Origin of the sequence: Burkholderia sp. BCC1985 (assembly GCF_905339915.1) — a bacterium.
Taxonomy (GTDB): domain Bacteria; phylum Pseudomonadota; class Gammaproteobacteria; order Burkholderiales; family Burkholderiaceae; genus Burkholderia.
Map to the genome: position 1 here is coordinate 94,573 of NZ_CAJPGY010000012.1, position 21,270 is coordinate 115,842.

28 protein-coding genes and 1 tRNA gene are annotated in these 21,270 nt (G+C 65.3%); 4 read left to right on the plus strand and 25 right to left on the minus strand.

Annotation, left to right across the window (positions count from 1 at the left end):
* The first annotated feature begins 41 nt into the window (after positions 1-41).
* Complete coding sequence (locus U4Z31_RS14645; protein ID WP_044845938.1) at positions 42-842, plus strand: cystine ABC transporter substrate-binding protein; 801 nt, start codon at positions 42-44, stop codon at positions 840-842.
* Between the two features lie 79 nt (positions 843-921).
* On the opposite strand, the gene U4Z31_RS14650 is transcribed toward U4Z31_RS14645, so the two are convergent.
* On the minus strand, positions 922-1,125 hold the full coding sequence (locus U4Z31_RS14650) for a hypothetical protein (protein WP_044845939.1): 204 nt from the start codon (positions 1,123-1,125) through the stop codon (positions 922-924).
* 826 nt (positions 1,126-1,951) lie between these two features.
* Between U4Z31_RS14650 and U4Z31_RS14655 the strand changes: the two genes are divergently transcribed.
* Together U4Z31_RS14655 and U4Z31_RS14660 are read left to right on the plus strand one after the other, a co-directional pair.
* Positions 1,952-2,275 (plus strand): type II toxin-antitoxin system RelE/ParE family toxin, encoded by a 324-nt coding sequence (locus U4Z31_RS14655; RefSeq protein ID WP_321810701.1) that lies wholly within the window; start codon positions 1,952-1,954, stop codon positions 2,273-2,275.
* On the plus strand, positions 2,272-2,553 hold the full coding sequence (locus U4Z31_RS14660) for a helix-turn-helix domain-containing protein (RefSeq protein ID WP_044845941.1): 282 nt from the start codon (positions 2,272-2,274) through the stop codon (positions 2,551-2,553). The genes U4Z31_RS14655 and U4Z31_RS14660 overlap by 4 nt, the downstream gene beginning before the upstream one ends.
* 185 nt (positions 2,554-2,738) lie before the next feature.
* Here U4Z31_RS14660 and U4Z31_RS14665 read toward each other — a convergent pair.
* The 7 genes from U4Z31_RS14665 to U4Z31_RS14695 form a co-directional block, all read right to left on the minus strand.
* Positions 2,739-2,814: transfer RNA gene (locus tag U4Z31_RS14665), tRNA-Thr, on the minus strand.
* A 19-nt stretch (positions 2,815-2,833) separates the two neighbouring features.
* Positions 2,834-3,355: a ClpXP protease specificity-enhancing factor gene (locus U4Z31_RS14670; protein ID WP_044845942.1), complete on the minus strand. Its 522-nt coding sequence runs from the start codon at positions 3,353-3,355 to the stop codon at positions 2,834-2,836.
* A gap of 71 nt (positions 3,356-3,426) precedes the next feature.
* The gene (locus U4Z31_RS14675) at positions 3,427-4,038 is read right to left on the minus strand and encodes a glutathione S-transferase N-terminal domain-containing protein (RefSeq protein ID WP_006400565.1); all 612 of its coding nucleotides are present in this window, start codon (positions 4,036-4,038) and stop codon (positions 3,427-3,429) included.
* A 94-nt stretch (positions 4,039-4,132) separates the two neighbouring features.
* Positions 4,133-4,891, minus strand: a complete 759-nt coding sequence (locus tag U4Z31_RS14680; RefSeq protein WP_257775419.1) for a cytochrome c1 — start codon at positions 4,889-4,891, stop codon at positions 4,133-4,135.
* Between the two features lie 21 nt (positions 4,892-4,912).
* The gene (locus tag U4Z31_RS14685; RefSeq protein WP_124487862.1) at positions 4,913-6,295 is read right to left on the minus strand and encodes a cytochrome b; all 1,383 of its coding nucleotides are present in this window, start codon (positions 6,293-6,295) and stop codon (positions 4,913-4,915) included.
* Positions 6,292-6,912, minus strand: a complete 621-nt coding sequence (petA, locus tag U4Z31_RS14690; protein ID WP_044845945.1) for a ubiquinol-cytochrome c reductase iron-sulfur subunit — start codon at positions 6,910-6,912, stop codon at positions 6,292-6,294. Before petA ends, U4Z31_RS14685 begins: the two co-directional genes overlap by 4 nt.
* Before the next feature lie 218 nt (positions 6,913-7,130).
* Positions 7,131-7,877 carry a Nif3-like dinuclear metal center hexameric protein gene (locus U4Z31_RS14695; protein ID WP_044845946.1) on the minus strand — a complete coding sequence of 249 codons (747 nt, stop codon included), beginning with the start codon at positions 7,875-7,877 and terminating at the stop codon, positions 7,131-7,133.
* Positions 7,878-7,898: 21 nt separating this feature from the next.
* Between U4Z31_RS14695 and U4Z31_RS14700 the strand changes: the two genes are divergently transcribed.
* Positions 7,899-9,104: a Do family serine endopeptidase gene (locus U4Z31_RS14700; protein WP_044845947.1), complete on the plus strand. Its 1,206-nt coding sequence runs from the start codon at positions 7,899-7,901 to the stop codon at positions 9,102-9,104.
* A gap of 242 nt (positions 9,105-9,346) precedes the next feature.
* Here the strand turns inward: U4Z31_RS14700 and tatC are convergent, their stop codons facing one another.
* The 17 genes from tatC to U4Z31_RS14785 all read right to left on the minus strand — a co-directional run bounded on the left by tatC (position 9,347) and on the right by U4Z31_RS14785 (position 21,250).
* The gene (gene tatC, locus U4Z31_RS14705) at positions 9,347-10,129 is read right to left on the minus strand and encodes a twin-arginine translocase subunit TatC (protein ID WP_044845948.1); all 783 of its coding nucleotides are present in this window, start codon (positions 10,127-10,129) and stop codon (positions 9,347-9,349) included.
* A 41-nt stretch (positions 10,130-10,170) separates the two neighbouring features.
* Positions 10,171-10,701: a Sec-independent protein translocase protein TatB gene (tatB, locus tag U4Z31_RS14710; RefSeq protein WP_044845949.1), complete on the minus strand. Its 531-nt coding sequence runs from the start codon at positions 10,699-10,701 to the stop codon at positions 10,171-10,173.
* Between the two features lie 26 nt (positions 10,702-10,727).
* Positions 10,728-10,958 carry a Sec-independent protein translocase subunit TatA gene (gene tatA, locus U4Z31_RS14715; RefSeq protein WP_044845950.1) on the minus strand — a complete coding sequence of 77 codons (231 nt, stop codon included), beginning with the start codon at positions 10,956-10,958 and terminating at the stop codon, positions 10,728-10,730.
* 93 nt (positions 10,959-11,051) lie between these two features.
* Positions 11,052-11,417, minus strand: coding sequence for a histidine triad nucleotide-binding protein (locus tag U4Z31_RS14720; protein ID WP_044845951.1), 366 nt, complete (start codon positions 11,415-11,417; stop codon positions 11,052-11,054).
* A 29-nt stretch (positions 11,418-11,446) separates the two neighbouring features.
* Positions 11,447-11,839, minus strand: a complete 393-nt coding sequence (locus tag U4Z31_RS14725) for a DUF4870 family protein (protein WP_044845952.1) — start codon at positions 11,837-11,839, stop codon at positions 11,447-11,449.
* A 71-nt stretch (positions 11,840-11,910) separates the two neighbouring features.
* Entirely contained in the window at positions 11,911-12,276 is a 366-nt protein-coding gene (locus tag U4Z31_RS14730; RefSeq protein WP_044845953.1) for a phosphoribosyl-ATP diphosphatase, read from the minus strand.
* Positions 12,273-12,689: a phosphoribosyl-AMP cyclohydrolase gene (gene hisI / locus U4Z31_RS14735; protein WP_044845954.1), complete on the minus strand. Its 417-nt coding sequence runs from the start codon at positions 12,687-12,689 to the stop codon at positions 12,273-12,275. Before hisI ends, U4Z31_RS14730 begins: the two co-directional genes overlap by 4 nt.
* Positions 12,689-13,462: an imidazole glycerol phosphate synthase subunit HisF gene (gene hisF, locus U4Z31_RS14740; RefSeq protein WP_044845999.1), complete on the minus strand. Its 774-nt coding sequence runs from the start codon at positions 13,460-13,462 to the stop codon at positions 12,689-12,691. Before hisF ends, hisI begins: the two co-directional genes overlap by 1 nt.
* Before the next feature lie 104 nt (positions 13,463-13,566).
* A complete protein-coding gene (gene hisA, locus U4Z31_RS14745; RefSeq protein ID WP_034183653.1) occupies positions 13,567-14,322 on the minus strand; it encodes a 1-(5-phosphoribosyl)-5-[(5-phosphoribosylamino)methylideneamino]imidazole-4-carboxamide isomerase in 756 nt (251 codons plus the stop codon).
* A gap of 163 nt (positions 14,323-14,485) precedes the next feature.
* Positions 14,486-15,127 (minus strand): imidazole glycerol phosphate synthase subunit HisH, encoded by a 642-nt coding sequence (hisH, locus tag U4Z31_RS14750; protein WP_321810702.1) that lies wholly within the window; start codon positions 15,125-15,127, stop codon positions 14,486-14,488.
* Positions 15,124-15,744, minus strand: coding sequence for a YchE family NAAT transporter (locus U4Z31_RS14755; protein WP_044845956.1), 621 nt, complete (start codon positions 15,742-15,744; stop codon positions 15,124-15,126). The genes hisH and U4Z31_RS14755 overlap by 4 nt, the downstream gene beginning before the upstream one ends.
* A 62-nt stretch (positions 15,745-15,806) precedes the next feature.
* Positions 15,807-16,394 (minus strand): imidazoleglycerol-phosphate dehydratase HisB, encoded by a 588-nt coding sequence (hisB, locus tag U4Z31_RS14760; protein WP_006751804.1) that lies wholly within the window; start codon positions 16,392-16,394, stop codon positions 15,807-15,809.
* A 65-nt stretch (positions 16,395-16,459) separates the two neighbouring features.
* The gene (gene hisC / locus U4Z31_RS14765) at positions 16,460-17,533 is read right to left on the minus strand and encodes a histidinol-phosphate transaminase (protein ID WP_044845957.1); all 1,074 of its coding nucleotides are present in this window, start codon (positions 17,531-17,533) and stop codon (positions 16,460-16,462) included.
* Positions 17,534-17,655: 122 nt separating this feature from the next.
* Positions 17,656-18,972, minus strand: a complete 1,317-nt coding sequence (hisD, locus tag U4Z31_RS14770) for a histidinol dehydrogenase (protein ID WP_044845958.1) — start codon at positions 18,970-18,972, stop codon at positions 17,656-17,658.
* A 24-nt stretch (positions 18,973-18,996) separates the two neighbouring features.
* Positions 18,997-19,650 carry an ATP phosphoribosyltransferase gene (gene hisG, locus U4Z31_RS14775; protein ID WP_006751807.1) on the minus strand — a complete coding sequence of 218 codons (654 nt, stop codon included), beginning with the start codon at positions 19,648-19,650 and terminating at the stop codon, positions 18,997-18,999.
* Complete coding sequence (gene murA, locus U4Z31_RS14780) at positions 19,647-20,996, minus strand: UDP-N-acetylglucosamine 1-carboxyvinyltransferase (RefSeq protein ID WP_044845959.1); 1,350 nt, start codon at positions 20,994-20,996, stop codon at positions 19,647-19,649. The genes hisG and murA overlap by 4 nt, the downstream gene beginning before the upstream one ends.
* 14 nt (positions 20,997-21,010) lie before the next feature.
* Positions 21,011-21,250: a BolA family protein gene (locus U4Z31_RS14785; RefSeq protein ID WP_059460389.1), complete on the minus strand. Its 240-nt coding sequence runs from the start codon at positions 21,248-21,250 to the stop codon at positions 21,011-21,013.
* Positions 21,251-21,270 lie beyond the last annotated feature (20 nt).

The following is a 21,270-nucleotide window of genomic DNA, read 5'->3' on the forward strand; positions in this document are numbered from 1 at the left end:
GCCCGGTGCGCCCTCACCACACTGAACACTGGAGATCCACGATGAAACGTTCGAAGTTCCTGCTATCTGGCCTGCTGCTCGCGTCGGCCCTCGGTTTCACGGCCGTCGCCGCGCACGCGGAAGACCTGCTCGACTCGGTGAAGAAAGCCGGTGTGCTGCGCGTCGGCCTCGAAGGCACGTATCCGCCGTTCAACTCGCGCGGCACGTCGGGTCAGCTCGAGGGCTTCGACGTCGACGTCGCGAATGCGGTTGCCGGCAAGCTCGGCGTGAAGACGCAGTTCGTCCCGACCGAATGGAGCGGGATCATCGCGGGGCTGCAGGCCGGCAAGTTCGACGTGATCGTCAACCAGGTCACGATCACGCCGCAGCGCAAGGAAGCGCTCGACTTCAGCGAGCCGTACACGTACTCGGCCGCGCAGCTGATCCAGCGCAAGGACGACACGCGCAACTTCAAGTCGCTCGAGGACTTCAAGGGCAAGAAGCTCGGCGTGACGCTCGGCACCAACTACGACCAGATGGCGCGCAGCGTGCCGGGCATCGAGGTGCAGACGTATCCTGGCGCACCGGAAAAGCTGCGTGATCTCGCGGCAGGCCGGATCGAGGCGACGCTCGACGACCGCCTGATGCTGCCGTACATGATCAAGACGTCGAACCTGCCGCTGCGCTCGGGCGCGGTGCTGAACGGCGGCAAGCAGGAGATGGCGATCCCGTTCCGCAAGGGCAATCCGAAGTTCGAGAAGGCGATCAACGATGCGCTGGAGTCGCTGCGCAAGGAAGGCACGTTGAAGAAGATCTCGATGCACTGGTTCGGCAGCGACGTGACGGTGCCGGTCGCGCAGTAAGCGGTTCGCCGCGCTTGCATTGCGTCACGTCACTCGCTGCGGCGAAGGCGTGACGCCTCTTCTCTCCCGCTCTCTTCGCTCAGGCCGCTTCGTCGAAGCGCGCGAGCAGCATCTGGCCGATCGGCGTCAGCGCCGGGCGCGCAGCCACCTCGTTCACGCGTACCTGCGTATCGTCGACGAGCCGCTTTTCGACGAGCACGGCGAACGCGGGGTTCGCCAGGTCGACGCTGTCCGGTGCGCGGGCTATGCGCAGCAGCATCGAGAATTCATGCGGACTCAACATGGTCCTTGTCTCCTGATCGTCCGCGATCCGGTTCGAACGGCGTCGATCGTGTTTTCGAATGGAATGGTGCGAGGCATAGTCGATGCGCCGCCGGGAGCGAGACCCCGGTTGACCGTTGCGCAACGCGGGCACGGCGTCGCGTGCGGGTCACGCACGCCCGGATCGCGACGGTGGCGCCGCGGCGGGAACGTGCAACGTTAGGGGCGCAGCGTGACGCGGGCGTGACAGGGAAAGGGGGGCGCAACGATGTGCGATGCGCACTCGGATTGCCAGCGCAGCGCACGTCGTGCGGATCGGGGCGGGAGCGTAGGTATCTTCAGCCTCGATGGCGATGCCTGTGGCCGAGCTGGATTGACGTGCCATGCGGTCGAAACGTTAGCCTCCATTGCCCATGCGCCTCAAAATTCTCCGCTTCAAACTTCTAGCACTCCAACCAATATCGGCACGATTCCGTTGACGCGATACGCAGCGTTCGTCGCTCGAAATCGAACCGTCTCTCGCAGCGCCCCCCGCCCCAGGAATCTTCGCCTCACCTCGTCTGCCGTTTGGTCAGGGTTTCTATACCGAACGGCCAATTTGCACTCAAAGGAATTGAAACCGCCTACATTGAACGGACACCAAAGTATTTTTCTCTCCGCAAATCTTCACCGAGATTGTGAAAGGTCGTGTCGACGGCGAATGCGCTTCATGAGCACTGCATAGCCGCCACCGCCGCCCTCACTGTTGCGAATATCCGCACATCAAGGGATGGGCGTCGATGCAATCCCCGTGGATTGCACACAGCGGGCCACTCACTCATCCGATATAGCAAAAAAGCGATAAACTGATGACCTGGCATGTTGAGTTGATACCCGAGGCAACGGCCAAATTGCTGGCGTTGCCTCCCGATATGCGCGCCCGCTTCCTCCATATCGCGGAGATGCTGGCGGAGTTCGGCCCGCAACGCGTCGGGATGCCGCATGTGTGCGCGCTGACGGGAAAGCTTTGGGAAATCCGCATGACCGGGCGTGATGGCATCGCGCGGGCGATCTACGTCGCGCGGATGAAGCAACGCCTGATCGTGCTGCACGTGTTCGTGAAGAAGACGCAGAGAACACCGCGTCGCGCTATCGAAATGGCGTGCGCCCGGATAAGGAGGATTGAGCAATGACCAGCCTTGCAACGTTGAAGAAGCGCCTGTTGGCCGACCCGGCCACGCAGGCCGAGTATGACGCGCAGGCACCGGAGTTCGCCGTTGCCCGCGAACTTGTCGCCGCACGCGTGCGCGCCGGATTGACGCAGGAACAGGTCGCCGAGCGGATGCAGACCACTCAATCGACCATCGCGCGGATGGAGAGCGGTCGCACGATGCCGTCGCTGCGCACGCTGGCCCGCTATGCGAAGGCGACGGGAAGTCGCGCCGTGGTACGTCTGGAAGCGATGAAGTAGTTCGACTGCCGCTTGATGGCCCGGCGCCGCGCAAGCGACGGAATCCGCAGGCCGACGCCCGTCCCGGCGGATTGGCGATAAAGCACAGTCGGGAAACCATTGCCCGGATGTGCAGCGCGCACGCCGGTGATCGCTACGAACGAAAAAAAGGGGTTACGGAAAACTCCGTAACCCCTTTTCGGATTTGGTGCCGGCTGCAGGACTCGAACCCGCCACCTGATGATTACAAATCAACTGCTCTACCAGATGAGCTAAGCCGGCGTAAGCGCGAGATTCTACCTCATTTCACGATCTTGAGGCGAGGTCTGCTGCCGCCTTTCGAGCCATCCCCGTCGGTTTTCGGCGGTTCGTCGGCGCCTTCGGACGGTTCTTCGTTCGCACCTTGATCGGCAACCGGCGCCAGCACGACAGGCGACTCGTCGCGCCGCACCTCATCGGCCTGCTCGGCATCGTCCTCGAACGCGCCCGAATCCGCGCCCTCGCCCGCCACCGCATCGACCTGGAACGCCATCCCCTGGCCGTTCTCCCGCGCGTAGATCGCGAGCACGTTGGCCACCGGAATCTCGATCTTGTGCGCCTTCCCGGAGAACCGGGCGGTGAACTCGATCCACTCGTTACCCATCTGCAGCTGGCTCGTCGCCTCGAAGCTGATGTTGAGCACGATCTCGCCGTCACGCACGAACTGACGCGGCACGCGCGTCGAGTTGTCGACCCTCACCGCGATATGCGGCGTGTAACCGTTATCGGTGCACCACTCGTACAGCGCGCGCAGCAGATAAGGCTTCGTTGAAATCTCTTGCATCACAATCCTCGAACCCGGAGCGGGCACGCGGCACGCCGCGCCGCCCGCTCCGTCTTGCCCTCATTGCATCATCAACGACGCATGACCTTTTCGGACGGCGTCAGTGCTTCGATATAGGCCGGACGGCTGAAGATCCGCTCGGCATACTTCATCAGCGGCGCGGCGTTCTTCGACAGTTCGATGCCGTAGTGATCCAGACGCCACAGCAGCGGCGCGATCGCGACGTCGAGCATCGAGAACTCCTCGCCGAGCATGTACTTGTTCTTCACGAAGATCGGCGCGAGTTGCGTCAGGCGATCGCGGATCGCGAGGCGTGCCTTCTCGTGGTTCTTCTCCGCTGCCTTGCCCTTCTCGTTTTCGAGCGTGCTGACGTGAACGAACAGCTCCTTCTCGAAGTTGAGCAGGAACAGGCGTGCACGGGCGCGCTGCACCGGGTCGGCCGGCATCAGTTGCGGGTGCGGGAAGCGCTCGTCGATGTATTCGTTGATGATGTTCGATTCGTACAGGATCAGGTCGCGTTCGACCAGAATCGGCACCTGACCGTACGGGTTCATCACCGAGATGTCTTCCGGCTTGTTGAACAGGTCGACGTCACGGATCTCGAAATCCATCCCCTTCTCGAACAGCACCAGCCGGCAACGCTGGGAGAACGGGCAAGTTGTGCCGGAATACAGAACCATCATATTTGCGTTTCCTCAAAAAAGCCGAGGGCCGGCACGCGGCGCAACCCCTTTCACGGGTTCCGCCTTGCGCCGGCCCCACGCCGGTCAGGCGTGTTTACTTGATATCTTTCCAGTACGCGGCATTGAGCCGCCAGGCCAGGAAAGTCAGGACACCGAGAAAGACCAGCACCCACACGCCGAGGCGTTTGCGGGTCTGCTGGGCCGGCTCGGACATCCATGTCATATAGGCCACCAGGTCGGCCACCGCAGCATCATAGTCCGGCGGCGACAACGTCCCCGGCGTGACCTGCTGGAAGCCGACGAGCGTGTGGACCTTCTCGCCCGTCTCCTCGTCCGTCTTGTCTTCGAATTTGGCAGTGCGCTGCCCCTGCAGTTGCCACAATACATGGGGCATGCCGACGTTCTCGAACACCGCGTTGTTCCAGCCGCTCGGCCGCGTATCGTCGCGGTAGAAACTCCGCAGATACGTGTACAGCCAGTCGCGACCGCGCGCCCGCTCCTCGACCGACAGGTCGGGCGGCGTCGTGCCGAGCCAGTTCTTCGCGTCTTCGGGCCGCATCGCGACGGACATCGTGTTCCCGACCTTGTCGGTCGTGAACAGGAGATTCGTTTCGATCTCCTTCTGGGATATGCCCAGATCCGTCAGACGGTTGTAGCGCATCAGGTTCGCGCTGTGGCAGTTCAGGCAATAGTTTACAAACAATTGCGCGCCGTGCTGAAGCGAAACGAGATTTTCCGTGTTATCGGGCGCCCGGTCGAGCGGAAAATTACCCTCCGCGCGCACGGCCGGCGCCGCCAGCAGCGCGACGGCCGTCGCCCCGATCAGCGCGAGCGTCGAAAGCAGTTTCTTCATGTCGTTCTCTCCTCGCTCTCGTTAATGGGGCTTGAAGCGCACCCGCTCCGGCGGCTGCTTGAACGTGCCAAGCGGCGTCCAGACGGGCATGCCGAGGAAGAACGCGAAGTAGATCAGCGCACAGCCCTGCGCGATCAGCGTCGAGACCGGCGATGGCGGCCGCGTGCCGAGGAACGCGAGGATCAGGAACGCTGCGACGAAGATCCCGAGGAACACCTTGTGGAACAGCGGCCGGTAGCGGATCGACTTCACCGGGCTGCGGTCGAGCCACGGCAGGAAGAACAGCGTGATCACCGCCGAGCCCATCACGACGACGCCCCAGAACTTCGATTCCGTCAGGAACATGAACACGACGATCGCCGCGGCCAGCACCGGCAGCCCGACCTTCCACTTGCCGCGCGCGCGGATCAGCGCGAGCACGCCGAGCAGCGCGATCACGATCATCAGCACGATCTTGAACGGGTCGGTGGTCGCGCGCAGCATCGCGTAGAACGCGGTGAAGTACCACACTGGCGCGATTTCCGGCGGCGTCTGCAGCGGATTCGCCGGGACGAAGTTGTTCGACTCGAGGAAGTAGCCGCCCATCTCCGGCGAGAAGAACACGATCAGCGCGAACACCATCAGGAACACGCAGACGCCGAAGAAATCGTGCACCGAGTAGTACGGGTGGAACGGGATGCCGTCGAGCGGAATGCCGTCCGCGTCCTTCTTCGCCTTGATCTCGATGCCGTCCGGGTTGTTCGACCCCACTTCGTGGAGCGCGACGAGGTGCGCGATCACGAGGCCGACCAGCACGAGCGGAATCGCGATCACGTGGAACGCGAAGAAGCGGTTCAGCGTGACGTCGGACACGACGTAGTCGCCGCGGATCCACAACGACAGGTCCGGGCCGACGAACGGGATCGCCGAGAACAGGTTCACGATCACCTGCGCGCCCCAGAACGACATCTGGCCCCACGGCAGCAGGTAGCCGAAGAACGCCTCGGCCATCAGGCACAGGAAGATCGCGCAGCCGAAGATCCACACGAGTTCGCGCGGCTTGCGGTACGACCCGTACATCAGCCCGCGGAACATGTGCAGGTACACGACGACGAAGAACATCGACGCACCGGTCGAGTGCATGTAGCGGATCAGCCAGCCCCACGGCACCTCGCGCATGATGTACTCGACCGATGCGAACGCGAGCGTCGAATCGGGCTTGTAGTTCATCGTCAGGAAGATGCCCGTGACTATCTGGTTGACGAGCACCAGCAGCGCGAGTGAGCCGAAGAAGTACCAGAAGTTGAAGTTCTTCGGCGCGTAGTACTCGGAAACGTGCTTCTTCCAGGTGGACGTGAGCGGGAAGCGCTGGTCGACCCAGCCGGTGAGACCTGTCGTGGAGACTTCCTTGTTGTCGGCCATCACGCTTCTCCTTTCTCGTCCTTGCCGATCACGAGGGTCGTCGCCGACGTGAACATGTAGGGCGGGATGTCGAGATTCTGGGGCGCCGGCTTGTTCCTGAACACGCGGCCGGCGAGGTCGTAGGTCGAACCGTGGCACGGGCACAGGAAGCCGCCCGGCCAGTCGTCCGGCAGGTTCGGCTGCGGACCCGGCGTGAAGCGTTGGCTAGGCGTGCAGCCGAGGTGCGTACACACGGCCATCACGACGAGAATGTTCTTGCGATCGGCCCGCGAGCGATATTCGTTCGCGCAATACGCGGGCAACGGCATCGAATACGGGGATTTCGAGGTCGGATCGGCCACTTCCTTGTCGGCCTTGACGACGTCGGCCAGCATCGAATCGGTGCGATTCAGGATCCAGACGGGTTTGCCGCGCCACGGCACCGTGACCATCTCGCCGGGCTTCAGGCCGCTGATGTCGACCTCGACCGGGGCTCCGGCCGCTTTCGCTTTCGCGGACGGCGCAAGCGACGCCGCGAAAGGTATGACGGTGGCTACGCCTCCCACGCCACCTGCTACGGATGTCGCAATCAGCCAGGTACGGCGGCCGCTGTCGACGCGTTTCTCTTCCTTGTCTCGCATCACACGCCCCACTTCTGAGTTGGATTTTCCGTCACGACTTTTCATTCCGCCGCTAGTTTGCGCGAATGGAGTCGCCATTTACAAGGCCCGGAGACGAAAATCCCTTCGAAGTAATTGATAGTTAAGGGTTTTCCCCCACTATCGGAGCGATTAAATCATTTCACTTTTAAGCATACGCTACATTGCGAAATTTCGATGCACCGCCGCAAATCCGGCGTTCAGACCGGATTATGAATATCGATAAAAAGGTGTTCGAGATCGAATTCTTCGGACAAGTGGGCGCCGAGCGCCTGGATTCCGTAGCGCTCGGTCGCGTGGTGCCCTGCCGCAACGAACGCGACGCCGCTTTCGGCCGACGCGTGCGTGACGGATTCCGACACCTCGCCGGTCAGGAACACGTCGGCGCCCGCGTCGATCGCCGCGTCGAAATAGCTTTGCGCGGCGCCCGTACACCATGCGATGCGGCGCAACTGCATCTCCGGATCGCCGAGCACGAGCGGCGTGCGGCCGAGCGTGCGCTCGACCTTCGCGACGAAGTGCTCGAGCGAGACGGGCATCGGCAGCGTGGCCATCCAGCCGAGGTCGCCATCGCCGAAACGCTGCTCGCCGAGCAGCCCGAGCTTCTCGCCGAGCTGCGCGTTGTTGCCGAACTCGGGGTGCGCGTCGAGCGGCAGGTGGAATGCGAACAGGTTCAGGTCGTTCGCGAGCAGCAGCTTCAGCCGCTGGTACTTGCGGCCGGTGATCTGCGGCGCCTCGTTGCGCCAGAAATAGCCGTGATGGACGAGCACCGCATCCGCGCCCCATTCGAGCGCGGCTTCGAGGAACGCGACCGACGCCGTCACGCCGGTGGCGATCTTCTCGATCTTGCGGCGCCCCTCGACCTGGAGGCCGTTCGGGCAATAGTCCTTGAAGCGCGCGATTTCAAGGGTATTGTTCAAGTACAATTCAAGTTCGATCCGATCCATATAAACCTCTAATCCTTTCAGATGCTTAGACGCTTCTGGCTGTTCTTCGCGCAGGCGGTGACCGTACTGCTCGCGCTGATGTTCATCGTCGTGACGCTCAAGCCGCAATGGCTGCAACGGCAAGGACAGCTCGGCAAGCAGCTCGCCACGCCGATCGTCGCGCTGCGCGAAGTCGCACCGGGCATCGGCGGCGCCCCCGCGACCACGTCGTACGCCGAGGCCGCGCAAAAGGCGATGCCCGCCGTCGTCAACGTCTTCTCCAGCAAGGACGGCTCGCTGCCGCCCGATCCGCGCGCGAAGGATCCGCTGTTCCGCTACTTCTTCGGCGACCGCAATGCGCGCAAGCAGCACGACGAACCGGCCGCCAACCTGGGCTCGGGCGTTATCGTGAGCCCTGAAGGTTACATTCTAACGAACCAGCACGTCGTGGACGGCGCCGACCAGATCGAAGTCGCGCTCGCCGACGGCCGCACGGGCACCGCGAAGGTGATCGGCAGCGACCCGGAAACCGACCTCGCCGTGCTGAAGATCAACATGACGAACCTGCCGACGATCACGCTCGGCCGTTCCGACCAGTCGCGGGTCGGCGACGTCGTGCTCGCGATCGGCAACCCGTTCGGCGTCGGCCAGACGGTCACGATGGGGATCATCAGCGCGCTCGGCCGCAATCACCTCGGCATCAACACGTTCGAGAACTTCATCCAGACCGACGCGCCGATCAACCCGGGCAACTCGGGCGGCGCGCTGGTCGACGTCAACGGCAACCTGCTCGGCATCAACACGGCGATCTACTCGCGCTCGGGCGGCTCGCTCGGCATCGGCTTCGCGATCCCCGTGTCGACCGCGCGCACCGTGCTCGAAAGCATCATCACGACGGGCTCGGTCACGCGCGGCTGGATCGGCGTCGAGCCGCAGGACGTCACGCCGGAAATCGCCGAATCGTTCGGGCTCCAGCAGAAGTCGGGCGCGATCGTCGCGGGCGTGCTGCAGGGCGGCCCGGCCGACAAGGCCGGCATCAAGCCGGGCGACATCCTCGTGAGCGTGAACGGCGACGACATCACCGACACGACGAAACTGCTGAACACCGTCGCGCAGATCAAGCCGGGCACGCCGACCAAGGTGCATGTCGTACGCAAGGGCAAGGAGTTCGACGTGAAGGTCGTGATCGGCAAGCGCCCGCCGCCGCCGAAGCAGGCGCTCGACGAACAGGACAGCGACAGCGAATGACCTCCGGCGGGCGGCGTACCGGCGCCGCTTGCCAGCCAAGGACGGAAACAAAAAAGGGCAGCCTGATCGGCTGCCCTGTTGCTTTGGTCCGGCGGCGTTGCTCCGGCATGCCTTCTTCACGGTGAAGAAGCTGCGGGCGCCCTCGCGATCTGCGCCATCCGGTCGGCGCGCGCGGCTTCAACGCTGTCGAGGGGCCGTATCGACGACCGCGATCATGCCGGCCGCCGCGCACCGGTCCCGCATCAACTCGCGGCGCCGTTCTCCGCCTCGGGTTCTTCCGTCGGCTTCGGTACGAAGAATCGCGCGGCCAGCAGCCCGATCTCGAACAGCACGACGAGCGGCAACGCGAGCATCAGCTGCGAGAACACGTCCGGCGGCGTGACGACCGCCGCGACGACGAACGCGCCGACGATCACGTACGGCCGCATCTCCTTCAGCTTCTTCAGCGTCAGCACGCCCATCCGGACGAGCAGCACGACGACGATCGGCACCTCGAACGTGACGCCGAACGCGATGAACATCCCGAGCACGAAGCTCAGGTAGTTGTCGATATCGGTCGACATCTCCGCGCCGAGCGGCGCGTTGTAGTGCGCCATCACGCGGAAGATCGTCGGGAACACGAGGAAGTACGCGAACGCCATCCCGCACAGGAACAGCACATAGCTGCTGCCGACGAGCGGCGCGACGAGCTTCTTCTCGTGCTGGTACAGCCCCGGCGCGACGAACGCCCAGATCTGGTACAGCACGATCGGCAACGCGATCACGAGCGCGACGAGCATCGTGACCTTCATCGGCACGAAGAAGGAGCCGGTGACGTCGGTCACGATCATCCTGCCGCCCTTCGGCAGGTTTTCCATCAGCGGCCGCGCGAGCAGCCGGAAGATGTCGGGCGCCCAGTACACGAGCCCGAGGAACACGACGATCACGGCCAGCCCCGCGCGAATGATGCGGTCGCGAAGCTCGACGAGATGGGAAATGAAGGTTTCTTCCGGGGCGTCGCCCGGGTTCTGCTGGGGGTCGCTCACACCGGCCCTCGGTAGGATTGACGAGCGAGCATGCGCTCGGCTCAGAAGAAGCGCGTCGGCCGGCGCAGGCTGGCCGGCTGGTGGCGCGCGACACGCGCGGCGCCCGACTGCACGTGCGTGCGGCGGGTCGTCGCGCGCTTGTACCAGACAGGCGTCGCCGCCTGTTTCACACGCCAGTTGCGACGCTTCGGCGCGAGTGCGGCCGTGCTGCCGCGCCACGACGGCGCCGCGGGCGTGTCGGAGCCGTACGTACCGGCATCGACCGAGCCTTCGTTAAGGCCGCCGACCGCGGAGTTCCACGTGTCGTTCAGCTCCTTCTCGTGCTCGCGCAGGTTGTCGTGAATCGTCGTCTCGACATTGCGCGCGGCCGTCTCGAAATCGGTCTTCATCGTCCGCAACGCGTCGAGTTCGATTTCGCGCGAGACCTCGGCCTTCACGTCGTTGATGTACCGCTGCGCGCGGCCGAACAGTGCGCCGGCCGTACGCGCGACGCGCGGCAGGCGCTCGGGGCCGAGCACCACGAGCGCGACGACGCCGATCAGCGCCATCTTCGAAAGACCGAGATCCAGCATCGCGAATGCCTGTCAGCGTGCCGGCGTTACGCCTTGTTCGAGTCGGAACGCGTCGTTTCCTTCGCGTTGACGTCGACCGAGCCGTTGCGCGGCAGCTGCTGCGCGTCCGCCGGCGTCTCGCCGTCCTTCATGCCGTCCTTGAAACCCTTCACGGCGCTGCCGAGGTCATTGCCGATGTTGCGCAACTTCTTCGTACCGAAAACCAGCGCGACGATCAGCAGCACGATCAGCCAGTGCCAAATGCTCAATCCACCCATGATGAAACCTCTCCTCAACCACGCCGCGTCGCGGCGCAAATCGCCGGCGGCACGCCGGCTTCGACTATCGATGCGGGGAAACGCCCCGCGACGTCAACCCATCCGCAGCCACGGGCGCGGGCCGGCCAGAATGTGCGCGTGCAGGTGGTAAACCTCCTGCCCGCCGCCGGGGCCTGTGTTGATCACCGTGCGAAAACCGGTTTCGCCACCCGTGTACGCGACGCCGAGCTGGTCGGCCAGACGCGCGACCAGCAGCATCAGCCGGCCGAGCATCGGCGCGTCGGCCTCGCTCGCCGCCGACAGCGTCGGCACGTGCCGGCGCGGAATCACGAGCACATGCGTCTCGGCCGCGGGGCGGATGTCGCGGAACGCGACGAATTCGTCGTCCTCGTGCACCTTCGTGCTCGGGATCTCGCCCGCCGCGATCTTGCAGAACAGGCAATTCGGATCGTGACTCATGTTGCTCCTGCGAAACGCCCGCGCGCCGGTCAGAACCAGGCCTGCGAATCGAGCGTCTTGTTGTCGTTCAGGTACAGCCAACCTTTGATGATACGGTACAGCGTCCAAATCCACGTGACAAACATGATGACGAATCCCACGCCCACGAACATCAGCGCGAAGCCGATCACGTAGGCGATCAGCGCGCGCCAGAACGTGCGGATCTGCCACTCGAAATGGTCGGCGTACGGCGTGCCGGCCACGTCGCCGCGCTTCACGTAGTTGATGATGATCGCGATGAGGCCGGTGACGCCGCCCGTCAGCCAATGAATCGCGTAGAGGCCGTACAGCACGTGCGTCAACGTGCGCAAACCGTTCAGCCGCTCGGCGTCCGCTGCACCCGGCACCGACGGCGTCGGAAGCTGGCTCGGCGTATCGGTCATGATGCTACCCCCGTTGGATGACAATTCTTACAGCTTACCGCACTGTCGCCGGCGCGGCAGGCCGCGAGCCGTCAACCGCCGTTTTCCTCGCGCTCGCGGCGCTTGCGCAGCGCCTTTTCCTCGATGCCCGACAACCCTTCGCGGCGCTCGAGTTCGGCGATCACGTCGGCCGGGCTCAGGTCGAAATGCGACAGCATCACGAGGCAGTGGAACCACAAATCGGCCACCTCGCCGACCAGCGCCGTCGGCGCGCCGCCCTGGCGCACGTCCTTCGCGGCCAGCACGACTTCGGTCGCCTCTTCGCCGATCTTCTTCAGCACCGCGTCGTCGCCCTTGTGGAACAGGCGCGATACGTACGATTGTTCGGGGTCGCCGCCCTTGCGGCTATCGATCACGGCCGCGAGGCGCAGCAGCGTGTCTTCGGTCGATTGCGTCATTTGTAGATGTGTTCGGGGTCTTTCAGCACCGGATCGACCGCGACCCAGTCGCCGCTGTCCACCGTACCTTCGAATTTCTGGAAGAAGCACGAATGCCGGCCGGTGTGGCAGGCGATGCCCGACACCTGCTCGACCTTCAGCAGCACGACGTCCTCGTCGCAATCGAGCCGCACCTCGTGCACGTGCTGCACGTGGCCCGACTCCTCGCCCTTGAACCACAGGCGCTTGCGCGAGCGCGAATAGTAGACCGCGCGCTGCGTCTCGATCGTCTTTGCCAGTGCCTCGCGGTTCATCCACGCGAACATCAGCACGTCGTTCGTCGACGCTTCCTGCGCGATCACCGGCACGAGGCCGTTGTCGTCCCAGCGGACCTTGTCGAGCCACGCGGGCAGGGATTTCGTTTCCGTATTCATCACAGCCTCACCGCGATGCCCTGCTCGGCCATGAAGCGCTTCGCCTCGCCGACCGTGTGCTCGCCGTAGTGGAAGATGCTGGCGGCCAGCACCGCGTCCGCGCGGCCGTCCTTGATGCCGTCCGCGAGATCCTGCAGGCAGCCGACACCGCCCGATGCGATCACCGGCACCGGCACCGCGTCCGACACGCCGCGCGTGAGCGCGAGGTCGAAGCCCGACTTCGTGCCGTCGCGGTCCATGCTCGTGAGCAGGATCTCGCCCGCGCCGAGTTCGGCCATCTTGCGCGCCCATTCGATCGCATCCAGGCCCGTGCCCTTGCGGCCGCCGTGCGTGAAGACTTCCCAGCGCGGCGCCTCGCCGTCGGCCGACACGCGCTTCGCGTCGATCGCGACGACGATGCACTGCGAGCCGTACTTGTCGGCCGCGTCGCGCACGAGCTGCGGGTTCGCGACCGCCGACGAATTCATGCTGACCTTGTCCGCGCCGGCGTTCAACAGGCGCCGCACGTCCTCGACGGCGCGCACGCCGCCGCCGACGGTCAGCGGAATGAACACCTGCGACGCAACGGCTTCGATGATCGGCAGGATCAGGTCGCGCTGGTCGGAGGTCGCGGTGATGTCGAGGAACGTCAGTTCGTCGGCGCCCTGGTCGTCGTAGCGGCGGGCGATTTCGACGGGGTCGCCGGCATCGCGCAGCTCGACGAAGTTGACGCCCTTGACGACACGCCCGGCAGTCACGTCCAGGCAGGGGATGATGCGTTTAGCTAGAGCCATGATGTACGCCATAGGCCGCGGTGGAACGGCCGGTTACGGAAGCCTCGCGCGAGGCTTCCGGTCGGGGCCGCCTGCGGGCAGCCCCGGCGAACGGGACACCGCGGTTACGCGTTGTCGAGTTCGCCGTTCAGTTCGTCCGCGCGCTTTTGCGCGGCCGCGAAATCGAGATCGCCGGAGTAGATCGCACGGCCGCAGATCACGCCTTCGACACCGTGCTCTTCCACTTCGCACAGGTTCTCGATGTCCGTGAGGTTCGACAGGCCGCCGCTGGCGATCACCGGAATGCCGACCGCCTGCGCGAGCTTCACGGTCGCCTCGATGTTGATGCCCTGCAGCATCCCGTCGCGGCCGATGTCCGTGTAGACGATCGACTCGACGCCGTAGTCCTCGAACTTCTGCGCGAGATCGATCACCTCATGGCCCGTCAGCTTGCTCCAGCCGTCGGTCGCGACCTTGCCGTCCTTCGCGTCCAGGCCGACGATGATGTTGCCCGCGAACGCGGTGCACGCGTCCTGCAGGAAGCCCGGATCCTTCACGGCCGCGGTGCCGATGATCACGTAGGACAGGCCCGCGTCGAGATACTTCTCGATCGTCTCGAGGCTGCGGATGCCGCCGCCAAGCTGAACGGGGATTTCGTCGCCGACTTCGTCGAGGATCGCTTCGATCGCCTCGAGATTCTTCGGCTTGCCGGCGAATGCGCCGTTCAGGTCGACCAGATGCAGCCGCCGGGCGCCGAGATCGACCCACTTGCGGGCCATCGCCGCCGGGTCCTCGGAGAAAATCGTGGCCTGGTCCATATCGCCCTGTTTGAGGCGCACACACTGACCGTCTTTGAGATCGATGGCCGGAATCAGCAACATAGCAATCGGGTGTCGTCGTGGAAAATGAAAAGAATCCGGCGCGCACCGGCCAAACCGGTGCCGCGCCGTCTCGCTAGTTTAGTACAACTCTTTCGGTGCTTAAGCGTGCGAGCCCCGCACGACAGGCGTTTGCGCCCTGTCAACTGTGGCTCGCGCACCACGTTCACGGCTTCCAGTGTACGAAGTTGCGATACAGACGCAACCCGACTTCCGCGCTTTTCTCGGGGTGGAATTGGGTCGCGAAGAGATTGTCCCGCGCGACCGCTGACGTAAACGGCGCGCCGTAGGCCGTTTCGCCGACCGTGTGCGCCGGGTTGTCCGGGCTCACGTAATAGCTGTGAACGAAGTAGAAATACGCGTCGTCGGGCACGCCGTCCCACAGCGGGTGCGGCTGCGACTGGCGCACGCGGTTCCAGCCCATCTGCGGCACCTTGAAGCGCGAGCCGTCGTCCTGCAGCCGGCCGTCGAGCTCGAAGCGCACGACCTTGCCGGGCAGCAGGCCCAGGCACTTCGTGTCGCCTTCCGCGCTCCAGTCGAACAGCATCTGCTCGCCGACGCACACGCCGAGCAGCGGCTTCGTGCGCGACGCCTCGATCACCGCTTCCTGCAGCCCCGATTCGCCGAGGCAGCGCATGCAGTCGGGCATCGCGCCCTGGCCGGGCAGCACGACGCGGTCGGCCGCGCGAATCGCGGCCGGCGTGTCGACGATCGCCACGTCGGCGGCCGGTTCGGCCTTCTTGAGCGCCTGCGCGACCGAGCGCAGGTTGCCCATCCCATAATCCACAATCGCAATCGAAGTTTTCATCTCAGTGCAGGCAGTAGCGCCCTCAGTCCATTGACGATGAATTCCACCGCCAGCGCCGACAGCATCAAACCCATCAGCCGCGTGGCGATGTTGATGCCGGTGCGGCCGATCCAGTTCGCGATCGGCTCGGCAAGCCGCATCGCGAAGAAACACAGCAGAGCCAGCGCCGCGCCGATCGCGACGAGCCCGGCTCGCTCATACCAGTGATGCGAGTTCGCCGCATAGATGATCACCGTGCTGATCGAGCCGGGGCCCGTCAGCAGCGGAATCGCCAGCGGCACGACCGCGATGTTGTCCTTCTGCTCGGCTTCGTGGCGCTCCTCCGGCGTCGAGCGGGTGTTGCCGGCCTGAGCGTTCAGCATGCTGATCGCCATCAGCAGCATGATGATCCCGCCGCCCACTTCGAGCGAGCCGACCGATATGCCGAAGAAGTCGATGATCTGCTGCCCGAGCAGCGTCGTCACCGTCATCACGCAGAACACCGACACCGACGCGATCCGGATCGTGCGGCGCCGCTCGTCGTCCGTCTGCTGCGCCGTCAGGCTCAGGAAGAACGGCACCGCGCCGACCGGATTGATCAGCGCGAGCAGGGAAATGAACGATTTGAGCAGATCCATCGCAAGCCGGCGCGCCGCGCCGAAGCCGTGAGGTTATCCGTGGCGTCCTGTCCGTTCGAAAGTTAGAGGCTGCCCTTCGTCGACGGAATCTGCCCCGCCGCGCGCTCGTCGAGCTCCACCGCCGCACGCAGCGCCCGGCCGAAGGCCTTGAACACCGTTTCGAGCTGGTGGTGCGCGTTGATCCCGCGCAGGTTGTCGATGTGCAGCGTGACGCCCGCGTGGTTCACGAACCCGCGGAAGAATTCGATCGACAGGTCGACGTCGAACGTGCCGATCCGCGCGCGCGTGAACGGCACGTGGAATTCGAGACCCGGCCGGCCCGAGAAGTCGATCACGACGCGCGACAGCGCCTCGTCGAGCGGCACGTACGAATGGCCGTAGCGGCGGATCCCCTTCTTGTCGCCGATCGCCTTCGCGACGGCCTGACCGAGCGTGATGCCGACGTCCTCGACCGTATGGTGGTCGTCGATATGCGTATCGCCATGCGCTTCGACCTCGAGATCGATCAGACCATGTCGCGCGATCTGATCGAGCATATGGTCGAGAAACGGCACGCCGGTGGCCAGCTTCTGCCGGCCCGTACCGTCGAGATCGAGCTTCACACGGATCTGCGTTTCGCTGGTATTGCGAACGACTTCCGCCACACGCATGGCAATTCCTTGAATGAGTCTGATGTAAATGGGGATTGATCGTCGCGCGCCGCCGCGCCCTGGGGTCAACCGGGCAGCGCGAGTTTCAAGGCAGCCAGCAGGCGCGCGTTTTCGTCGGGAGAACCGACGGTCAGCCGCACGCATTCGGCCAGCAACGGATGCATTTTACTCACGTTTTTGACCAGCACCCGCTCGGTGAGCAACGCATCGAACACGGCCGCCGCGTCCGGCACGCGCACCAGCAGGAAATTGCCGGCGCTCGGGAACACCGTCGCGCCCGGCAGCGCGGCCACGGCCTGCGCGAGGCGCGTGCGTTCCGCACGCAATTCGGCCGCCTGCGCGTCGAGCACGTCGAGGTGATCGAGCAGGAAATCGGCGGTCGCCTGGGTCAGCACGTTGATGTTGTACGGCGGGCGCACCTTGTCGAACTCGGTCAGCCACGTCGGCAGCCCGGCGAGATAGCCGAGGCGGATTCCCGCGAGGCCGAGCTTCGAGACCGTGCGCATCACGACGACGTTGTCGAACTCGGCGGCACGCGGCAGCCACGAGCGCTCCGCGAACGGCTGGTACGCCTCGTCGATCACGATCAGGCTGTGCCGCGCGGCCGCGATGATCCGCTCGACGTCGGCTTCGTCGTACAGCGTGCCGGTCGGGTTGTTCGGGTACGCGAGATAGACGATCGCGGGCCGGTGCTCGGCGATCGCCGCAATCATTGCGTCGGCGTCGAGCGTCAGGTCGGCCTTGAGCGGCACGCCGACGAATTCGAGCTGCGCGAACTTCGCGGACAGCTCGTACATCACGAAGCCCGGCACCGGCGCGAGCACCTTCGCGCCCGGCTTCGCGCAGGCCACCGACATCATGCTGATGATTTCGTCCGAACCGTTGCCGAGCAGCACGTCGCACGCGGCCGGCACGCCCATCGCACGGCGCAGCTTGTCGAGCAGCGCGCCCGGGCGCGGCGCCGGGTAGCGGTTCAGCGCGACCTGCGCGAGGCGCTCGCCGAGCGCCGCCGCGAGCGGCGCCGGCAGCGAATACGGGTTCTCCATCGCATCCAGCTTCACGAACCCGCTCGCGTCGGGCACCGGGTAGCTCGTCATTGCGAGCACGTCGCGGCGGATGATGTCTTGTGGCGTCGTCATGGTCTCAAGCCGGCGTGCGTCGCGCCGGCGTCAAATTGGTCGGCAGGGCGGCGGCTGCCGCCCTGCGCTTGGTCTCCTGGTCGTCCGGAGTCGATGCGTCGGCATCGGCTCCGGCGCGCGGGTCACCCCTTCATCCGGAGCTCGGCACTGCGCGCGTGCGCCTGCAGCCCTTCGCCGTATGCGAGTTCGGAAGCAATCTCGCCCAGCGTCTGCGCACCTTCGGCGCTGACTTCGATCAGGCTCGAGCGCTTGATGAAGTCGTACACGCCGAGCGGCGACGAAAAGCGCGCGGTGCGCGAGGTCGGCAGCACGTGGTTCGGGCCGGCGCAGTAGTCGCCAAGGCTTTCGCTCGTGTAGCGGCCGAGGAAGATCGCGCCGGCGTGGCGGATCTGCTGGCCCCATTGCTGCGGCTCCAGCGCGGAAATCTCGAGGTGCTCGGGCGCGATGTCGTTCGCGATCCGGCACGCTTCGGCCATGTCGCGCACCTTGATCAGCGCGCCGCGGCCTTCGAGCGACGCGCGGATCACGTCCTGGCGCGGCATCGTCGGCAGCAGCTCGTCGATCGCCTTCTCGACGCGCTCGAGGAACGCGGCGTCCGGGCACAGCAGGATCGACTGCGCGAGTTCGTCGTGTTCGGCCTGCGAGAACAGGTCCATCGCGACCCAGCTCGGATCGGTCGTGCCGTCGCACAGCACGAGGATTTCCGACGGTCCGGCGATCATGTCGATGCCGACCGTGCCGAACACGCGGCGCTTGGCCGACGCGACGTACGCGTTGCCCGGCCCGCAGATCTTGTCGACCGCCGGCACCGTGGCCGTGCCGTACGCGAGCGCGCCGACCGCCTGCGCACCGCCGATCGTGAACACGCGATCGACGCCGCCGAGCAGCGCCGCGGCGAGCACGAGGTCGTTCTTCACGCCGTCCGGAGTCGGCACGACCATCACGATCTCGCCGACGCCCGCGACCCGCGCGGGAATCGCGTTCATCAGCACCGACGACGGATAGGCGGCCTTGCCGCCCGGCACGTACAGGCCGACGCGGTCGAGCGGCGTGACCTTCTGGCCGAGCACCGTGCCGTCGCTTTCCGTGTACTGCCAGCTATGGGTGCCGCACTCGATCTTCTGTTTCTCGTGATACGCCCGCACGCGTGCGGCGGCGGCTTCCAGCGCCGCGCGCGCCTTCGGCGCGAGGCCGTCGAGCGCCGTCTGCAGCGCGTCCTGCGGCAGTTCGAGCGCGGCGACGCTGCTGGCGTCCAGCCGGTCGAAGCGGTTCGTGTACTCGAGCACCGCGGCGTCGCCGCGCGACTTAACGTCGGCGAGAATCTGCGCGACCGACTGCTCGATCGCTTCGTCCTCGCTCGCCTCGAACGCGAGCACCGCACGCAGCGCGGCGTCGAAGCCGTCGCTGGTCGAATCGAGTTTGCGGATGGTGATGGCCATGGAAGTTCCGTTACGGTGATGCGCTCAATTGCCATTCTGCGACGCGCGTTCGAACGCGTCGAGAATCGGCTTGAGCGCCGCGCGCTTCAACTTCAGCGCAGCCTGGTTCACGACGAGGCGCGACGAGATCGCCATGATCTCCTCGACCTCGACCAGATTGTTCGCCTTCAGCGTGCCGCCCGAGCTGACGAGGTCGACGATCGCGTCGGCCAGCCCGACGAGCGGCGCCAGCTCCATCGAGCCGTACAGCTTGATCAGGTCGACGTGCACGCCCTTCGCGGCGAAGTGTTCGCGTGCCGTTTCGACGTACTTGGTCGCGACCCGCAGGCGCGCGCCCTGGCGCACCGCGTTCGCGTAGTCGAAACCGGCCGGCACGGCCACCGACATCCGGCAGCGTGCAATGTTCAGATCGATCGGCTGGTAGAGGCCCGAGCCGCCGTGCTCGACCAGCACGTCCTTGCCGGCCACGCCGAAGTCGGCCGCGCCGTATTCGACATAGGTCGGCACGTCGCTCGCGCGCACGATGATCACGCGCAGGTTCGGATCGGTCGTCGGCAGGATCAGCTTGCGCGACGTTTCCGGATCCTCGGCCACCTGCACGCCGGCGGCCGCCAGCAGCGGCAGGGTTTCCTCGAAAATCCGGCCCTTCGACAGGGCGAGGGTCAGCGGCGCGGTCATGCTTGGCTCCCGGAGAGGCGGCGCACGTTCGCGCCGACGGCGGTCAGTTTGGTTTCCATGCGGTCGTAACCGCGGTCCAGGTGGTAGATGCGGTCGACGAGCGTTTCGCCTTCGGCGCGCAGCCCGGCGATCACGAGGCTCGCCGACGCGCGCAGGTCGGTTGCCATCACGTTCGCGCCGGACAGCTTGTCGACGCCCGTCACGAGCGCCGTGTTGCCGTCGATCGTGATGTTCGCGCCGAGCCGGTTCAGCTCCTGCACGTGCATGAAGCGGTTCTCGAAGATGGTCTCGACGACCTGCGCGGTGCCCGTCGCGACCGAATTGAGGGCCATGAACTGCGCCTGCATGTCAGTCGGGAACGCCGGGTATTCCGACGTGCGGATCGTCACCGCCTGCGGGCGGCGGTCCATCTTCACGCGCAGCCAGCTGTCGCCTTCCTCGATCGACACGCCGGCCTCGCGCAGCTTGTCGATCACCGCGTCGAGGATGTGCGGGCGCACGCCCGTCAGCATCACGTCGCCGCCCGCCGCCGCGACCGCGCACAGGAACGTGCCGGCCTCGATGCGGTCGGGAATCACCGAATGGCGTGCGCCGTGCAGCCGCTCGACGCCCTGGATCACGAGGCGGTCGGTGCCGATGCCGTCGATTTTCGCGCCCATCGCGACCAGCAAGTGTGCGAGATCGCTCACTTCCGGCTCGCGTGCCGCGTTCTCGATCACCGTCTCGCCGTCGGCCAGCGTCGCGGCCATCAGCAGGTTTTCCGTCCCCGTCACCGTGATCATGTCGGTCACGATGCGCGCGCCCTTCAGGCGCTTCGCGCGTGCCTCGATGAAGCCGTGCTCGATGCTGATCTCGGCGCCCATCGCCTGCAGGCCCTTGATGTGCTGGTCGACCGGCCGCGCGCCGATCGCGCAGCCGCCCGGCAGCGACACCTTGGCCTCGCCGAAGCGCGCGAGCAGCGGCCCGAGCACGAGGATCGACGCGCGCATCGTCTTGACGAGCTCGTACGGCGCGACGAGGTTGTCGACGCGCGATGCGTCGAGCTGCACGCGGCAGCCGTCCGTTGCGCTCTTCACGCCCATCTGGTTCAGCACCTTCAGCGTGGTGCGCACGTCCTTCAGGTTCGGCACGTTGTCGAGTTCGACCGGCTCGGCGCTGAGCAGCCCCGCGCACAGGATCGGCAGCGCGGCGTTCTTCGCACCCGACACGACGATCTCGCCCGACAACCGGCGACCGCCTTCGATCACCAGCTTGTCCATCCCATGTCCCTGCGATTCCCCGTTGGCGGCCGGGTGTGCCGTGGCGACGCTCTGGACGGCGTCGCGCTCGTTGACGGTGACTTGCACTCAGTGGTTCCGGTTTATGCGTTCTGCCATTCGGCGGGCGTCAGCGTCTTCATGCTAAGCGCGTGAATTTCCTGCTTCATGCGATCGCCGAGCGCCGCATAGACGAGCTGGTGCCGCTGGATCGGCCGCTTGCCTTCGAAGGCCGTCGACACGATCGTCGCGAAGAAATGCTGGCCGTCGCCTTCGACTTCCAGATGAGTGCAGGCGAGACCGCCGGCGATGTATTGCTTGACCTGTTCGGGAGTCGGCAACATGAGGGGCTCCTGTCGGCGCG

Excerpts from the sequence above, each read along its gene's own strand:
- U4Z31_RS14645 (WP_044845938.1), top strand. The coding sequence starts at position 42 with ATGAAACGTTCGAAGTTCCTGCTATCTGGCCTGCTGCTCGCGTCGGCC.
- U4Z31_RS14650 (WP_044845939.1), bottom strand. The coding sequence starts at position 1,125 with ATGTTGAGTCCGCATGAATTCTCGATGCTGCTGCGCATAGCCCGCGCA.
- U4Z31_RS14655 (WP_321810701.1), top strand. The coding sequence starts at position 1,952 with ATGACCTGGCATGTTGAGTTGATACCCGAGGCAACGGCCAAATTGCTG.
- U4Z31_RS14660 (WP_044845941.1), top strand. The coding sequence starts at position 2,272 with ATGACCAGCCTTGCAACGTTGAAGAAGCGCCTGTTGGCCGACCCGGCC.
- U4Z31_RS14670 (WP_044845942.1), bottom strand. The coding sequence starts at position 3,355 with ATGCAAGAGATTTCAACGAAGCCTTATCTGCTGCGCGCGCTGTACGAG.
- U4Z31_RS14675 (WP_006400565.1), bottom strand. The coding sequence starts at position 4,038 with ATGATGGTTCTGTATTCCGGCACAACTTGCCCGTTCTCCCAGCGTTGC.
- U4Z31_RS14680 (WP_257775419.1), bottom strand. The coding sequence starts at position 4,891 with ATGAAGAAACTGCTTTCGACGCTCGCGCTGATCGGGGCGACGGCCGTC.
- petA (WP_044845945.1), bottom strand. The coding sequence starts at position 6,912 with ATGCGAGACAAGGAAGAGAAACGCGTCGACAGCGGCCGCCGTACCTGG.
- U4Z31_RS14695 (WP_044845946.1), bottom strand. The coding sequence starts at position 7,877 with ATGGATCGGATCGAACTTGAATTGTACTTGAACAATACCCTTGAAATC.
- U4Z31_RS14700 (WP_044845947.1), top strand. The coding sequence starts at position 7,899 with ATGCTTAGACGCTTCTGGCTGTTCTTCGCGCAGGCGGTGACCGTACTG.
- tatB (WP_044845949.1), bottom strand. The coding sequence starts at position 10,701 with ATGCTGGATCTCGGTCTTTCGAAGATGGCGCTGATCGGCGTCGTCGCG.
- tatA (WP_044845950.1), bottom strand. The coding sequence starts at position 10,958 with ATGGGTGGATTGAGCATTTGGCACTGGCTGATCGTGCTGCTGATCGTC.
- U4Z31_RS14720 (WP_044845951.1), bottom strand. The coding sequence starts at position 11,417 with ATGAGTCACGATCCGAATTGCCTGTTCTGCAAGATCGCGGCGGGCGAG.
- U4Z31_RS14725 (WP_044845952.1), bottom strand. The coding sequence starts at position 11,839 with ATGACCGATACGCCGAGCCAGCTTCCGACGCCGTCGGTGCCGGGTGCA.
- U4Z31_RS14730 (WP_044845953.1), bottom strand. The coding sequence starts at position 12,276 with ATGACGCAATCGACCGAAGACACGCTGCTGCGCCTCGCGGCCGTGATC.
- hisI (WP_044845954.1), bottom strand. The coding sequence starts at position 12,689 with ATGAATACGGAAACGAAATCCCTGCCCGCGTGGCTCGACAAGGTCCGC.
- hisF (WP_044845999.1), bottom strand. The coding sequence starts at position 13,462 with ATGGCTCTAGCTAAACGCATCATCCCCTGCCTGGACGTGACTGCCGGG.
- hisA (WP_034183653.1), bottom strand. The coding sequence starts at position 14,322 with ATGTTGCTGATTCCGGCCATCGATCTCAAAGACGGTCAGTGTGTGCGC.
- hisH (WP_321810702.1), bottom strand. The coding sequence starts at position 15,127 with ATGAAAACTTCGATTGCGATTGTGGATTATGGGATGGGCAACCTGCGC.
- U4Z31_RS14755 (WP_044845956.1), bottom strand. The coding sequence starts at position 15,744 with ATGGATCTGCTCAAATCGTTCATTTCCCTGCTCGCGCTGATCAATCCG.
- hisB (WP_006751804.1), bottom strand. The coding sequence starts at position 16,394 with ATGCGTGTGGCGGAAGTCGTTCGCAATACCAGCGAAACGCAGATCCGT.
- hisC (WP_044845957.1), bottom strand. The coding sequence starts at position 17,533 with ATGACGACGCCACAAGACATCATCCGCCGCGACGTGCTCGCAATGACG.
- hisD (WP_044845958.1), bottom strand. The coding sequence starts at position 18,972 with ATGGCCATCACCATCCGCAAACTCGATTCGACCAGCGACGGCTTCGAC.
- hisG (WP_006751807.1), bottom strand. The coding sequence starts at position 19,650 with ATGACCGCGCCGCTGACCCTCGCCCTGTCGAAGGGCCGGATTTTCGAG.
- U4Z31_RS14785 (WP_059460389.1), bottom strand. The coding sequence starts at position 21,250 with ATGTTGCCGACTCCCGAACAGGTCAAGCAATACATCGCCGGCGGTCTC.